This is a genomic window from Castellaniella sp. WN, from assembly GCF_054457555.1.
This window is the reverse complement of sequence record NZ_JBTKZC010000001.1, coordinates 1,893,411-1,907,816: the sequence shown is the minus strand read 5'-3', so window position 1 is coordinate 1,907,816 and position 14,406 is coordinate 1,893,411. Positions and strand designations below refer to the sequence as shown.

Below are 14,406 nucleotides of genomic sequence, written 5' to 3'. Positions count from 1 at the left end.
TAAACACAATATATGGTATGAGCAAGTGCGGTTTCAATTTCTTCCTCTGAAACATTTTCGGGGTTTCGGCGGCCCCGGGCATCGTGGTACCCTGGTCTGCTTCGGGGGTTTTGCGCTTCGTCCCATGAATGGAATCGTCCGGCTGCTGGCCGCGTCGGTCCTGCTGTGCGGCACCGGCCTCGCGCCGGCCCGGGCCTGGCAGGCGGCCGACCCGGATCCGGCGCTCATCGAACTGGCTCCCCAGCGTTACGCCGTTCCCGACGTGCCCCGCGATGTCCCGTCCGACGTGGCGCCGGACGCGGACGCGTCCGATACGGCATCGGAATCGGCATCGGACACCGGCCCGGGGATCCGCTATGACCTGCTCTTCCTGGACGGATCCGTGGATGGCTACGGATACCGGCCGGGAGGGGCCGGCCTGCGCTGGTTTGGCACGGCCGCCGATCCGGCGGCGCCGCCGGATCGGCTCGGTCCGGTGACGTCCGGAGGCCTGGATGCCTGGTCGCTGGGTGCGCGGAATTGGCGCTACCGCAGTTCCGCCGGGTATGGCGTGACCCTGGGCAACACGTCGACGGGCGGGTCTGCCTGGGGGCGATCCGTGCGCCTGGCGGGGGTGGGCCTGTCCCGATCCCTCCCTTCGGGACGCCTGCGCGCCGGCTCGTGGGACTACGCCGTGGCGGCCGGCGCCCTGGACGGTGCGGCCGGCCGCGTGGCCGCCGAGGGCGACCTGGCGTATGGACCGGTCGCGGTCGACGCGACCACGCGCTATGCACTGGACCGCGACCTGGTCCTGGCCTCGCGATTGCAGGGCACCCGGGGCCTGACGGCGCTGGGGCTGGGCGGCGACTACGCCATGGGCGACGCGGGCGCCTGGCGGTTCGGGGTGTCCGGGTCGCGCCAGCCGCTGGCCGAGGGCTGGCGCCGCCAGCTGGGCTATACCCTGGGCCTGGTGCCGGGCTGGGACCTGTCCTGGGTGAATGCGCGGCAGGGGCCCGGCTATGCCGACCTGGCCACGGTCGGCGGCGACGCCGGCTGCGATTGCGTCAGCAACCAGTGGCAGCTGGACCTGGCGGCGGGCCGTTGGGGTTCGTTCAGCGGTTCGTTCGAACGGCGGGTGGACGCGGCGGGCGGCCGGGACGAACGGGTCGGCCTGGTTCACGGCTTCCGTTACGGCCCGCACCTGAGGGTGCGCCTGGAGACGAACCGCAACCTGACGTCCGGGGACTACGGCCTGGGCGCGCGGCTCTCGCTGCCGCTGGACTGGTAGGGCGGGTCGCCGGTTTCAGGAGGTCTCCATCCGGGGCGAGAAATATGCCTGCAGGTGCTCGATGCAGGCCTTGACCTTGGCGGAGTTGTCCAGCCGCTGCGGATAGACCGCCCAGATGCCGGCGTTCTGCCGGTAGTTCGGCAGGAGGTGGACGAGCGCGCCCGTTTCCAGGTGCCCGCGGGTGTCCCAGAGCGAACGCAGGACGATGCCGTGGCCCGCCAGGGCCCAGGCCAGGGCGATCTCGCCGTTGTTGGTGACCAGGGAGCCGCCGACCTTGACGTTGGTGATGGCATCCTTGTGCGACAGGGCCCAGATGCCCACCGGATGGTCGCGCTCGCGCACGATCAGGCAGTTGTGGCGGGGGAGGTCCTGCAGCCTGCGGGGCCGGCCGTGCCGTTCCAGGTAGGACGGCGCCGCGCACAGGATGCGGTGGTTGTCCGCCAAGTGGCGCGCGATGTAGTTCGGATCGATCATGTCCCCGATGCGGATGTCCAGGTCGTATTGCTCCTTGGTCATGTTGACCAGCTGGTCGAGGATGTCCAGCTTGATCTGGATGGCGGGATAGCGCAGGGAAAAGCCGGCCAGGGCGGGCGCCACCACCTGGCGGCCGAATCCCATGCTGGTCGAGATCCGCAGCGTGCCCCGGGGCTCGCTCTTGAACCGGGCGATCCGGTCATGCAGCTGTTCCACGTCTTGCAGGATCCGCAAGGCCATGGCGTGGGCCTGTTCGCCCTGTTCGGTGAGCGTCACCTGGCGGGTGGTGCGGTGGAACAGGAGCGTGTCCAGTTCGGATTCCAGCAGTTTGATGTGTTTCGTGACGTAGGCGGGCGAACTGCCGATCATTCGCGCCGCCTGGGAAAAGCTCTGGTACCGGGCCGCCTCGCAGAACACCCGCAGGGCGTCGATGGTCAGGGTTTCTTTCATGATCCGTAAAAACTGTTTTGACAGTATGGGAATTGTAGGCTGGAAAGCTTCTTTATATAGTCCTCCCGGAAGCCAAAACGGCGCGGCATCCGCCGCCTTCCGATGACCTTTGACTCACACGACATCATGCACACATTCAACATCGCCGTGATTCCCGGGGACGGGATCGGCAAGGAAGTCATGCCCGAAGCGCTGCGCGCGCTGGACGTCTTGCGGCGCCGGCACGGCCTGGACCTGCGTTTCGAGCACCTGGACTGGGCCTGCGCCGAATATTGGCAGCGGCACGGCGACATGCTGCCCGCCGACTGGTTCGACCGCCTGAAGGGGTTCGACGCGATCCTGTTCGGGGCGGTGGGCTGGCCCGACGTGGTGCCCGATCACGTGTCCCTGTGGGGTTCGCTGTTGAAGTTCCGGCGAGAGTTCGACCAGTACATCAACCTGCGGCCCGTGCGGCAGATGCCCGGCGTGCCGGCGCCCCTGGCGGGCCGCCGGCCGGGCGAGATCGATTTCCTGGTGGTGCGCGAGAACACCGAGGGCGAATACACCGACCTGGGCGGCCGGATGTACGCGGGCACCGAGCGCGAGATCGTGATCCAGGAGTCGGTCTTTTCCCGCCACGGGATCGACCGTGTCCTGAAATACGCCTTCGAACTCGCGCGGCAGCGGCCCCGGCGCACGCTGACTTCAGCGACGAAGTCCAACGGGGTGGCGATCAGCATGCCGTACTGGGACGAGCGGCTCCAGGAGATGGCGGCGCGTTATCCGGACGTGGCCTGGGACAAGCACCACATCGACATCCTGTGCGCGCGGTTCGTGCTGCAGCCGCAGCGTTTCGACGTGGTGGTGGCCTCGAACCTGTTCGGCGACATCCTGTCCGACCTGGGGCCGGCCTGCACCGGCACGATCGGCATCGCCCCGTCCGCCAATCTCAATCCCGAGCGCCGCTATCCTTCGCTGTTCGAGCCGGTGCACGGGTCGGCGCCCGACATCTATGGGCGGAACATCGCCAATCCGGTGGGCATGATCTGGTCGGCCCAGATGATGCTGGAATTCCTCGGCGAGCGGGACGCCGGCTGCCGGGCCGCCGCCGGCGAGCTGATGGCGGCCATCGAACGGACGCTGGAGCAGGGGCCGCGCACCCGCGACCTGGGCGGTTCGGCGGACACGACCGGGATGGGCCGCGCGATTGCGGAGCGTTTGGGCTAGCGCAAGCGGTCCATGAAGACCCGGCACAGGGCCTCCATTCCGCGCCGGTCGTCCTCGTCGAAGCGGTCCGTGACGGGACTGTCGACGTCCCAGACGCCCAGCAGCGATCCGTCCGCGCGCACCAGCGGCACGACGATTTCCGATTGCGAGGCGGAATCGCAGGGAATATGCCCCGCGAACGCGTCGACGTCGCGGACGACCTGGGTCCGGCGGGTTTGCGCGGCCGTGCCGCAGACGCCCGCGCCGAGGGCGATGCGGATGCAGGCCGGCTTGCCCTGGAAGGGACCGACCACCAGTTCCGTGCCGTCGTACAGGTAGAAGCCCGCCCAGTTCAGTTGCGGCAAGCCGTCGAACACCAGGGCGCTGAAGTTGGCCGCGTTGGCGATGAGGTCGGGTTCCCCCGCGATCAGGCCGCGCGCCTGGGCGGCCAGGTCGGCGTAGTGTTCCGCCTTGCTGGCGTAGGTCCGGGGGGCGAATGTGAACATCTGGATTCCAGGAGGATGAAAGGAGGAAACTTCATTGTAGGGCGGGCTGTCCGCCAGTCCGGGATCGCGTGATGATCGTTATAGCCATTAATATATAGCGTATGTGTGCACGTCTGGCTTATCCTGTATCCGGAGGCGTTTGCGTGGCGTCAAGGCCGGGCCGGCGACCTCGCATGACAATGGCGGGGCATGGCTTGGCCCATGTCCCCGTCCGGCCCGACGCCAGGAGATCAGCCCATGAATACCGACGCGCTGCCGATCGCCGCCATCGTGCACGATCATGAGGATGGGGCCGACGCCTTGGTGCGGGCCTTCGTCGAGCGTCAGTCCCGTGCGGGGCTGGACGTGCGCGGCCTCGTGATGGAGCCGGGCGTCGAAGGCCGGAACCGGTCGCGGCGGCGCCTGCGGGACATCCGGACCGGCGAGTCCTTCGAGATTTTCCAGGACTTGGGCGTGGGATCTCAGGCCTGTTGCCTGGACGTCTTCCGGCTGGCGGCTGCCAGTGCGGCGCTGCGCGTGGCCGGGGACGCCCGCCCGGACCTCGTGGTGATCAGCCGCTATGGCCGCCAGGAAGCGGGCGGCGGCGGTTTCGCCGCGGAATTCCTCGCCTTGATGACCGAGGGCATTCCGGTGCTGACCATCGTTGCCGGCGAATTCCTGGAAGACTGGCGGCGCTTCACCGGTGGCCTGGGCGTCGAGCTGCCCGTGGACGCGGGTCTGCTGCACGCATGGAGCGCGCGGGTGTGCGCGGCTCCGGCGTCCGGTCGGTGAGGGCGGCATGAAAGACGGAGCCCCCACGATCGAAGACCTGGATTTTGCCCGGCTGTATCGCAACCACATGGCCCGCAGCGGCCGCCCGCCGAAACAGGCGGGCGAGTGGGATGCCCGGGTGCGGGCGGGCGGCATGTCCCGGGTGGGCGCCAGCGGCTATGCCGGCGACTTCCTCTCGCGCATGGACCTGCGCGGCGCGCGCACGCTGCTGGACGTGGGTTGCGGCCCCGGCACCATCTGTCTGCCCCTGGCCGGACGCCTGGAGCGCGTCTACGGTCTGGATTACAGCGTAGCCATGCTGGATTCCCTGCGCGGGGAGGCGGCGCGGCTGGGCGTCGGAAATGCCGTGGCGATCCATCGCGCCTGGGAGGACGACTGGTCCGACGTGCCGGTCTGCGACATCGCCGTGGCCTCGCGGGCGTCCAATGTGGCCGACCTGGATGCCGCGCTGGACAAGCTGTCGGCCCATGCCCGGCTGCGCGTCTACATGACGCACCTGGTGGGCGGCCATTTCATGGATCCCGCCATTGCCGACATCCTGGGGCGCCGACACCAGGGGTTTCCTGACTATATTTACGTCGTCAATCTGCTGCACCGCAAGGGGATCCACCCCCGCGTGGACTATATCGAGGTTCCCAGCCGCCTGGCGGGGACGGCCTCGTTCGAGGCATTCGCCGTGCGGGTATCCTGGACCTATCCGGATCTCGGGAACCGGGAACTGGCCCGCCTGCGCGCTTGGTATGATGCTGATCCGGGGCGCGCGGCCCTGGGCGGCGCGCCGATGCGGTGGGCCTTCATTCATTGGGAGAAAGCGATATGAAAACGAGCGCGCGCAATACTTTCACCGGCACGGTCTCGAACATCCGGCCAGGCGCCGTCAACGACGAGATCGGCATCGCCCTCGCGGGCGGGCGCTCGATCCATGCCATCATCACCTCCGGCAGCGCGAAGGCGCTGGACCTGCGGGTCGGCTGCGAGGTTTTCGCGCTGGTGAAATCTTCGTCGGTCATCCTGGTCGTCGAAGAAGGCGCGGCCCGCTTTTCGGCGCGCAATTGTCTGCAGGGCAGAATCACGCGTCTGGAAACCGGGGCGGTCAACACCGAGGTCGTGCTCGATTCCGACGGCCTGGCCCTGGCCGCGATCATCACCAACGAAAGCGCGCGCGGGCTGGGTCTGACCGTGGGCAGCCAGGTGCGGGCGATTTTCAAGGCCTCCAGCGTCATCGTCGGCGTGGCCGGCTGAGCCGGCTGATTTTCGGTGGATTGATTCCCGCCGGTTCCGTGTATATTTTCTTCTGGCGGCGTCATTCCCGGCGCCGGACATGACACGCAGGGGAGGCACGGATTGTCCGATTCTCGCGGCACGGGTCCGCGCGCAGGATTGCTCGACAGCCTTCGGGCGCGCCTGTTCCTGGCGGTGCTGGCGGTCATCGTGCCGATCTTCTGCGGCCTGGGCTACTACGTCTGGCATCAGTACCGGAGCTTGATGACCAACAGCGAACGCTCGGCCGAGAGCCTTGTCAGCGTGACGGCGGCCTACGACCGGGCACTGATCAACGACGCCAGCGACGTGCTCCACGTCCTGGCGAATTCTCCCGTCCTGCGCTATGGGCGATGGGGCGAATGCCGCGGGTATCTGGCATCCCTGCTGGCGCGCCTGCCGCGCTATCTGAACCTGGGCGTGATCGACGCCCGCGGCTACCAGGTCTGCTCGGGCCTGCCCGATCCGGACCCGGAGGGCGTCTATCTCGGCGATCGATCCTATTTCCGCAAGGCCATCGGACAGGCCGAGGTCACGCTGGGCGGCTTCATCATCGGGCGGATGTCCAATCTCCCCACGCTGGTCCTGGCGGTGCGCGTGCCGGGGGATTCGGGGGTCTCAGGCGGTGTGGTCTTCGGGGGCATGAACCTGGGCTACCTGCGGGCCGGCGCGGCCATTCCCGATCTGCTGCCCGGCGGACGCCTGTGGATACTGGACCGCGAGGGGCACGTGCTGCAGCGCATTCCGGGCGATGCCAGTCATCTGGGCGAACGGCTGGACCCGCATCCGGCCGGCGTGACCGGCTTGATGCGCGACACGCGTCTGGACGCGGACGGCCGCCGCTGGGCCGTGATGTCCATGACGGCGGGGCCCCGGGGGGATCCGTACGGTCTGTCCGTGCGCTACGAGGTGCCGGAGCCGGCGCTCTATGCCGAGGCGCGCCACGCCCTGTGGATCGGGATGCTCATCATTGCGCTGCTCCTGTGCGTGGCGGCGCTGGCGGCCTGGAACCTGATGCAGCTGGCGGCCGGGCGCAGCCTGGAGCACCTGCGCGAGGCCGTGCGGCGGCTGGCGTCCCAGGATTTTTCCGGACGCGTGGCCGACCGGTTGCAGGGGCGGGACCTGCGGGAGATCGGCCAGCAGTTCGACGACATGGCCGATGCCCTGCAGTCGTACCAGCGTTCCCTGGCTCAGTCCGAACAGAGTTACCGGCTGCTGTTCGAGGGCAGTCCCAATCCCATGATGGTGCTGAGCCTGGACAGTGGGCGCTTCCTGGCCGTCAACGACGAGGCGATGCGCCGCTATGGCTATGAGCGGGACCGGTTCCTGCGCCTGACCCTCGACGATCTGCGCATCGAGGTGCTCGATCATCAGCCGGACACCGCTTTTTCCTACGAGCGCCACCGCCGGGGAGACGGCCAGACCCTGTTCGTCGAGGTCCGCAGCCTGTCCCTGATGTTCACCGGCCAGATGGCCCACGTGCTGGTCGTGCGCGACTTGACCGAGCGCGAGACGCTGAGCCGCGGACTCCAGGAGCGTGAGCGCCTGCTCAGCCAGCTGATGGACGTCACGGCGGAAGCCATCTACGGTCTGGATGCGACGGGCTGCTGCATCTTCGCCAACCAGGCCTGCGCGCATCTGCTGGGATACGACCATCCCGACCAGCTGGTGGGGCGGAACTTCCACAGCCTGATCCACTACCGGCGCGAGGACGGCCGCCCCTATCCCCTCGAGGAATGCCGCATGCACCTGGCCCTGGCGGAGGGCAAGGGAGTCCACGTGGACGACGAGGTCCTGTGGCGCCGCGATGGCACCTGTTTCCCCGCCGAATACTGGTCCTATCCGATCTGGCGGGACGGCCGGCTGGAGTTCTGCCTGGTGACTTTCCTGGACATCAGCGAGCGCCGCGCGCAGCAGCGGGCGCTGGCTTACCAGGCAGCCCACGATCCCCTGACGGGGCTGCTGAACCGGGGCGACATCCTGCGGCGCCTGCAGGCGCGGTCGGAACAGGCTCCCGAGGCGCCCTGGACCCTGGTCATGTCCAATCTGGACGGCTTCAAGGAGGTCAACGAGGCGTTGGGGCACGATGCCGGCGACCGGCTGCTCCAGGCGGTCGCGCGGCGGCTGCAGGGGCTGCTGGGCGCGACGTGCATGCTGGCCCGGCTGGGCAGCGATGAATTCGCCTTCCTGCTGGATACGGGCGATGAGAATCTGGCCCAGGAACAGGTTCGTGTCCTGCTGGCCGCGCTGCGCGACCCGTTCACGTTGAACGAACTGCAGATCCGCATCAGCTGCAGCTTCGGCCTGGCCGTGCATCCCGGGCACGCCCGCGAACCGGACGAACTGATCCGCTGCGCCGACACCGCGATGCGCCGGGCCAAGCGCGACGGCCTGGGGATCGCGGTGTTCAATCCCCAGGACCGCGCCAGCGTCCACGACCATCTGTTGCTGCGCGGCGAACTGCGCGCGGCGCTGGCGCAGGGCCAGTTCCTGCTGCATCTGCAGCCCAAGATCTTCCTGAACGACGGCGCGCGGGCTCCGGGCTCGCCGATGGGATTCGAGTCCCTGACCCGCTGGATGCACCCCGAAAGAGGCCTGATTCCGCCGGGGCGGTTCATCCCCATCATCGAAGTCAGCGACCTGATCCATCCTTTCACCCTCTGGGTCGTGGACCAGGCGGTGGCCTGCTGTTCCCGGCTGCAGGCCATCCATCCCGGGATCGGCATGGCCGTGAACGTATCCGCCCGCAATCTGCTGGACGACCATTTCCCCATCCAGGTCCGGGATGCTTTGCTGTGCCACGGGCTGGCGCCCGCGCTGCTGGAGCTCGAAGTCACGGAAAGCGCCATCATGGCCGATCCCGCCCGGGCGCTGGACACCCTGCATGCCCTGAAGGCTCTGGGGGTGCGGTTGTCGATCGACGATTTCGGCACCGGCTATTCCTCGTTCGCCTACCTGAACCGGCTGCCTGTCGATGCGTTGAAGATCGACCGGTCCTTCGTGGCGGGCATGGCCGCCGACCCCGATATGCGCGCCATCGTGCATTCCATCATCGAGATGAGCCACGCCCTGGGTCTGATGGTGATCGCCGAAGGCATCGAGACGCGGGAAACGCTGGGCTTGCTGCAGGACATGGACTGCGATGTCGGCCAGGGCTACTTCATCGGGCATCCCGAGCCCGAGTCCAGCGCCGGGGCCTGGCTGCGCGGCCGTTGACGGTCCGCGCGGTCCGTTGACGCGGGTCGGCCGGCGCGGCCGGGAAACGTGGTATGAATCGGATATCCATGAGAGGCGCGGGAGCGGTGCCATGACAGAGAGACCGGATGCGGCGGGCAGGGATGCCGTGAACCAGAATATGCAGGGATTGATGGGATTCCTGCGGGAATATCCGCCTTTCGACCTGATGGAGCCGTTGCATGTGCGCCGGCTGGTCGAGCGGATGCGGCTGCGGTTCTTCGAGGCGGGGCAAGAGATCGCATCCCCCGGCGACGGGCCCGCCGGTTCGTGGTATCTGATCCGCCAGGGCGCGGTGGAGGGGCGCCGGCCGCGTGCGGAAGCCGGCCCCGGGGCGGCGGGCGAAGCCGCCTCCGTTCCGGACGCGGGCGACAGCTTCGTCCTGGGACCGGCCGACGCTTTTCCGATGGCCGCGCTGCTGGAGGACCGGCCCACCCGCACGCGCTACCGCGCCCTGCAGGATACGTTCTGCCTGCAGGTGGATCGGCCGGATTTCATCGAGGCCCTGGAGCGGTCCGAGCCCTTCCGCGCCTTCGCCCTGCGCGGGGCGGGCAGCCTGCTCGGGCGGCTGCACCAGCGCACGCGGGAGGAAGCCGCGGCGGTCCAGGGCGAAGGCTACGTCTTCGACCAGGCGCTGGTGTCGATCATGGCGCGTGATCCGGTGGTCTGCGCGCCGGGCCTGCCGCTGTCCCAGGCCGTGCGGCGGATGCACGAGCGCCGGGTGGGCAGCATCGTCGTCGCGGACGGGAGTCGCCGTCCCATGGGGATCTTCACCCTGCGCGATCTGCGCCGCGAGGTGGCGGGCGCGGCGGTCGGGCTGGACGCTCCGATCGGGACGGTCATGACGCGGGATCCCGTGTGCCTGCCGCCCGACGCCACGGCGTTCGAGGCGATCCTGCTGATGGCGCGCCATCGCATCGGCCACCTGTGCGTCGCGCAGGCCGGCGTCCTGGCCGGCGTGGTGTCCGAGCGGGATCTGTTCGCCCTGCAGCGGATCAGTATCGTGCACCTGGCCAGGGCGATGCGCCAGGCCGAGGACGCCGAGGCCCTGGGGGCGCTGCGCGCGGACCTGTCGCGCACGGTCGCGGGCATGCTGGCGCATGGCGTCGACGCCCTGCAGGTGCTGCGTCTGATCGCGCAGATGAACGACCATGCCACGCATCGCGTGATCGAACTGGCCTTGCGGGACCTGGGCGATCCCGGTGTGCCGTTTTCCTGGCTGGCCTTCGGCAGCGAGGGCCGGCGCGAGCAGACGCTGCTGACGGACCAGGACAACGGCATGTTGTTCCAGGCGGCGTCCGACGCCGTGGCGCGGGACCGCCGCGAGGCGCTGAGGCCGCTGGCCGAGGAGATCAATCGGGGGCTGGACCGCTGCGGCCTGCCGCTGTGCCGGGGCAACGTCATGGCCGGCAATCCGGCCTTGCGGCTGTCGGCGAGCGAATGGGAACGCTGGTTCGCCGAGATCATCCGGCGGCCCACGCCCGAGCACATCCTCCAGGCGGTGATCTGTTTCGACCTGCGGCTGCTGTGGGGCGAGGACAACGGCTTCGAGGCCCTGAGCCGGTTCCTGCTGGACCAGGTGGCCGATTGCCCGCAGTTCCAGCGGATGTTGGCCGAGACGGCCCTGCGCAACCAGCCGCCGTCCGGTGGTCTGTTCGAGATCGCGGGCGGCGCCTGGCGGGCGGGCGCGGCGGGCTTCGACCTGAAGACGCAGGCCCTGACGCCTTTCGTGGATGCGGCCCGGGTGCTCGCCCTGTCCAACGGCATCGCCGAAACCTCCACGGCGGGCCGTCTGCGGGCATTGGCCGAGCGTGGCGTGCTGAGCGTGCACGACGTCGACGCCTATGTCGAGTCCTACCGCTATCTGCAGCTGCTGCGCCTGCGGCAGCACCAGGCGCAGGTCCTCGCGGGCGAGTCCGCGTCCAACCGGATCCTGCCAGGCTCGCTCAACGCCCTGGACCGGCGCATCCTGCGCGAGGCCCTGCGCCAGGCCGTCGATCTGCAGAAGCTGTTGCGCTACAGCTATCGCCTATGAACTGCGCGCGCCCGGAACGGAGGATCCGCGCGGCTACCGACGGCATGCGGAGGCGGCGATGTGGATGAGGCGGGAGGTCTGGCGCGACCGGGCTTTCCGCAGCCACCCGGCCGTCGTCTTCGACCTGGAGGCCAGTGGCCTGGATCCCGGGCGGGACCGCATCCTGTCCATCGGCGCGGTCCGCATCGAGGACCTGGCGATCCCCCTGGGCGGCCAGTACGACCGGGTCCTGCGTGCGCCGGGGCCGCTGGGGCTCGCCAGCCGGCTGTTCCATGGCCTGACGCGGGCCGACCTCGATCGCGGGACGGCGCCGGAGGAAGCCCTGGCGGGCCTGCTGGATTTCGCGGGCGATGCGGTATGGCTGGCCTTCCATGCCGGTTTCGACCGCGCGTTGCTGGTCCGGGCCTTGAAGACGCACTTGGGGCGGCGCTGGGACGGCGAGGTGCTGGACCTGGCGGTGCTGGCGCCGATGCTGTTTCCCGACCGGGTCGGCCCGCATGCCGGGCTGGACGAATGGGCCGCGGCGTTCGGGCTGGCCGCGCCGGCCCGGCACGCCGCGGTCGCCGACGCCATGCTGACGGCGGAGCTTGCACTGGTGGTGCTGCGGCGCGCGCAGCGGCAGGGCCTGCGCACCTGGGGCGAGCTGGCCGTGGCGGCGCGGGACTGGCGAGCCGGCCGGATGGGAACGGGCGGGCCCGTCTTCTGATTCCTGGTTCGGTGCCCGCGCTTTTGATCCGGCGTCCGTGCGCGCCGCGCCGTATGATGAAGGCCGCATGACTTGCGACCGGCGAATCCGCCGTCCGCGCTTCCGCTCCCCGACCTCCACCATGACCGACACTTCCGACACGCATCTGACCGAGACCCTGCTTCGTAGCGAGCCCCTCTGCGAGGGCGATTTCCTGAAGGCGCGCCGCGATACGGTGCGCATGCCCGACGGCGGTGTCTCGACGCGCGAGTACATCGTGCACCCCGGCGCGGTGGTGGTGATCCCCCTGCTGGACGACCGCCACGTGCTGGTCGAGCGCCAGTTCCGCTATCCCGTGGGCCGCGTCATGATGGAGTTCCCGGCCGGCAAGCTCGATCCGGGCGAAGATCCCCGGGCCTGCGCCCGACGCGAACTGCGAGAGGAAACCGGCTACACGGCGAAGGAGTGGGCCCATGCCGGAGGCATGCATCTGGCCATCGCCTATTCCACCGAGATCATCCACGTGTTCTTCGCCCGGGGCCTGACGGCCGGCGAACGGCATCTGGACGCGGACGAATTTCTGGACGTCCGCATCCTGTCCGACGAGGCCCTGCTCGATGCCGCCCGCGACGGCGCGGCGACCGACGCCAAGACCCTGACCTGCCTGCTGTGGCTGCAGAACGTGCGCAGCGGCCGTTGGACGCCGGACTGGCGCCCCGATCCGGACCCGGACCGGCATTCAACCGCCTGACGTCGTGGGTTCGCCTCGCCGTGCAATAGCACTGTCTTCGGCGTTGTCCACCTCGCCGCCCGCAAGCGGCTCGGATTCGACAGGCATGGAATAGTCCGCAAGGGACTATTCCATGTCCAGTCACATCCTCGTCATCCGGCTGACTGCCGATCCGGGGGGATCAGGGTTCGGCGTAGGGCTCGAAGCGGCCGGTTCGGGGGTCGCGCACGAACAGCACCCCCGTGGCGACGCCGAAATACGCGCCGTGGATGGCGAGCTTCCCGGCCTCGACGCGCTCGCGCACGGCGGGGAAGGTCATCAGGTTGCGCATGCTGTATTCCACCACGCCCCATTCCATCCGGCGGATCCAGTCGGCGTAGTCGCCCGTGCGGGGGCCGACCGTGTCGGCCACGGGCTTGATCTGGGACATCCACTTGCCGATGAAGTCGCGTTTGGACAGGGGGGCGGCCTGGTTGGCGTAGGCGGACACGCCGCCGCAGCTGGCGTGCCCCATGATGACGATGTGGCCGACTTCCAGGGCGTTGACGCCGAACTCGACGCAGGCGCTGGTGCCGTGGAAGGCGGCTTCCGGATCCTCGTCGCAGGGCGGGACGATGCCGGCGATGTTGCGCACCACGAACATCTCGCCCGGGCCCGCGTCGAAGATGGTTTCGGGCGCCACGCGAGAATCGCCGCAACTGATCACCATGATGTCCGGGTGCTGGCCCTTTTCGGCCAGTTCGAGGTAGCGCGCGCGTTCGGTGGCGAGGCGCCCGTGCAGGAAGGAACGGTAGCCGTCGGTCAGTCGTCGAGGGAACACGATGAGGTCCTTTCGGGTTGAGTGGGGTCGGATGCGTCGGCGAAGATGTCCCCGGCCGCCTCGCGCGACAGCAGCCGGTCGAGCGGGCCCGCCAGGCGGCCGGTCCGGACTGTGATGGCGTAGAAACGCTCGGTCAGTTGCGAGGACTGGCCGACGCGCACCAGTTCGCCCGTATGCAGTTCGTCCTGCACGACCACTTCCGGCAGCATCGTGATCCAGCCGCTGTCGCGCGCGATCAGCCGCAGCATTGTCATGTCGTCGATCTCGGCGCGCAGCCTCGGCTGCACGCCGGCCGAAAAGCACAGGGCGTCGAACTGCAGGCGCACGCCGTGGCGCGCGCTGGGCATGGCCATTTCGATCGTGTTCAGGTCTTCGGGGACGCGCAGGGTGGTGCCCGACCAGCGGTCGGCCCGACCGACCAGCGAGATGTCCTGGCTGCCCAGGAACCGCGAGGACATCGGGCGGGTGGGATCGGAGGGGACGGGCTGATTGGCGAGCACCACGTCCAGCTGGTGGCGCAGCAGGCGTTCCACCAGCGTCTGCAGAAGACCGGATTCCACGGATAGTACGACGCTGGGGTCGTGGAGCAGCGGACGCAGCCAGTTGACCTGGAAATTGCGCGACATGGTCGAGACGCTGCCTACACGGATGGGCGCTGTGTCCTCGTCGCGGCCTTCGAGCCACCCGAGCATCTGTTCGCCCAGCCCGAAAATGCTTTCGGCGTAGGCGAAGACCTGCTGGCCCGTCGCGGTGAGTGTCAACTGGCGGCCCTGGCGGTCGAACAAGGGCGTGCCCAGTCGGGTCTCCAGCTGCCGGATCTGAGTGGAGAGGGCGGACTGGGAGGTCCGGACCTGTTCGGCCGCGTGCGTGAGCGAGCCCTGTCTGGCTACGCGCCAGAAGTAGAACAGGTGCTTGAAGTTGAGTTGGTCGATGTCCATTGTTCTGTTTTATAGAACTATGACTAATTATATATCCATATTAAAGAACAT

Annotated in this window: 13 protein-coding genes; 9 read left to right on the top strand and 4 right to left on the bottom strand. The window is 68.6% G+C overall.

The window, feature by feature from the left end; translation table 11 throughout:
- Nucleotides 1–124: 124 nt before the first annotated feature.
- On the top strand, nucleotides 125–1,267 hold the full coding sequence (locus tag ACTPOE_RS08855) for a hypothetical protein (protein WP_458871844.1): 1,143 nt from the start codon (nucleotides 125–127) through the stop codon (nucleotides 1,265–1,267).
- 15 nt (nucleotides 1,268–1,282) lie between these two features.
- Here the strand turns inward: ACTPOE_RS08855 and ACTPOE_RS08850 are convergent, their stop codons facing one another.
- Complete coding sequence (locus tag ACTPOE_RS08850) at nucleotides 1,283–2,191, bottom strand: LysR substrate-binding domain-containing protein (RefSeq protein WP_458871842.1); 909 nt, start codon at nucleotides 2,189–2,191, stop codon at nucleotides 1,283–1,285.
- A gap of 126 nt (nucleotides 2,192–2,317) precedes the next feature.
- Between ACTPOE_RS08850 and ACTPOE_RS08845 the strand changes: the two genes are divergently transcribed.
- Nucleotides 2,318–3,397 carry a tartrate dehydrogenase gene (locus ACTPOE_RS08845; RefSeq protein WP_458871841.1) on the top strand — a complete coding sequence of 360 codons (1,080 nt, stop codon included), beginning with the start codon at nucleotides 2,318–2,320 and terminating at the stop codon, nucleotides 3,395–3,397.
- Here ACTPOE_RS08845 and ACTPOE_RS08840 read toward each other — a convergent pair.
- Nucleotides 3,394–3,882, bottom strand: a complete 489-nt coding sequence (locus ACTPOE_RS08840) for a GAF domain-containing protein (protein WP_458871840.1) — start codon at nucleotides 3,880–3,882, stop codon at nucleotides 3,394–3,396. The two genes, ACTPOE_RS08845 and ACTPOE_RS08840, sit on opposite strands and share 4 nt — an antisense overlap.
- Before the next feature lie 237 nt (nucleotides 3,883–4,119).
- On the opposite strand from ACTPOE_RS08840, the gene ACTPOE_RS08835 reads away from it, so the two are divergent.
- The 7 genes from ACTPOE_RS08835 (at nucleotide 4,120) to ACTPOE_RS08805 (ending at nucleotide 12,618) form a co-directional block, all read left to right on the top strand.
- Nucleotides 4,120–4,653: a DUF2478 domain-containing protein gene (locus ACTPOE_RS08835; protein ID WP_458871839.1), complete on the top strand. Its 534-nt coding sequence runs from the start codon at nucleotides 4,120–4,122 to the stop codon at nucleotides 4,651–4,653.
- A 7-nt stretch (nucleotides 4,654–4,660) separates the two neighbouring features.
- A complete protein-coding gene (locus tag ACTPOE_RS08830; RefSeq protein ID WP_458871838.1) occupies nucleotides 4,661–5,473 on the top strand; it encodes a class I SAM-dependent methyltransferase in 813 nt (270 codons plus the stop codon).
- Complete coding sequence (locus tag ACTPOE_RS08825) at nucleotides 5,470–5,895, top strand: TOBE domain-containing protein (RefSeq protein WP_458871837.1); 426 nt, start codon at nucleotides 5,470–5,472, stop codon at nucleotides 5,893–5,895. Before ACTPOE_RS08830 ends, ACTPOE_RS08825 begins: the two co-directional genes overlap by 4 nt.
- A gap of 102 nt (nucleotides 5,896–5,997) precedes the next feature.
- On the top strand, nucleotides 5,998–9,129 hold the full coding sequence (locus ACTPOE_RS08820) for a bifunctional diguanylate cyclase/phosphodiesterase (RefSeq protein WP_458871836.1): 3,132 nt from the start codon (nucleotides 5,998–6,000) through the stop codon (nucleotides 9,127–9,129).
- A gap of 91 nt (nucleotides 9,130–9,220) precedes the next feature.
- Nucleotides 9,221–11,182 carry a DUF294 nucleotidyltransferase-like domain-containing protein gene (locus ACTPOE_RS08815; protein WP_458871834.1) on the top strand — a complete coding sequence of 654 codons (1,962 nt, stop codon included), beginning with the start codon at nucleotides 9,221–9,223 and terminating at the stop codon, nucleotides 11,180–11,182.
- 58 nt (nucleotides 11,183–11,240) lie between these two features.
- A complete protein-coding gene (locus ACTPOE_RS08810) occupies nucleotides 11,241–11,888 on the top strand; it encodes a 3'-5' exonuclease (protein ID WP_458871833.1) in 648 nt (215 codons plus the stop codon).
- 121 nt (nucleotides 11,889–12,009) lie between these two features.
- A complete protein-coding gene (locus tag ACTPOE_RS08805) occupies nucleotides 12,010–12,618 on the top strand; it encodes an NUDIX domain-containing protein (protein ID WP_458871832.1) in 609 nt (202 codons plus the stop codon).
- A gap of 160 nt (nucleotides 12,619–12,778) precedes the next feature.
- On the opposite strand, the gene ACTPOE_RS08800 is transcribed toward ACTPOE_RS08805, so the two are convergent.
- The gene (locus tag ACTPOE_RS08800; protein ID WP_458871831.1) at nucleotides 12,779–13,417 is read right to left on the bottom strand and encodes a carbonic anhydrase; all 639 of its coding nucleotides are present in this window, start codon (nucleotides 13,415–13,417) and stop codon (nucleotides 12,779–12,781) included.
- Nucleotides 13,399–14,355, bottom strand: coding sequence for a LysR family transcriptional regulator (locus ACTPOE_RS08795; protein WP_458871830.1), 957 nt, complete (start codon nucleotides 14,353–14,355; stop codon nucleotides 13,399–13,401). The genes ACTPOE_RS08800 and ACTPOE_RS08795 overlap by 19 nt, the downstream gene beginning before the upstream one ends.
- Between the last annotated feature and the right edge of the window lie 51 nt (nucleotides 14,356–14,406).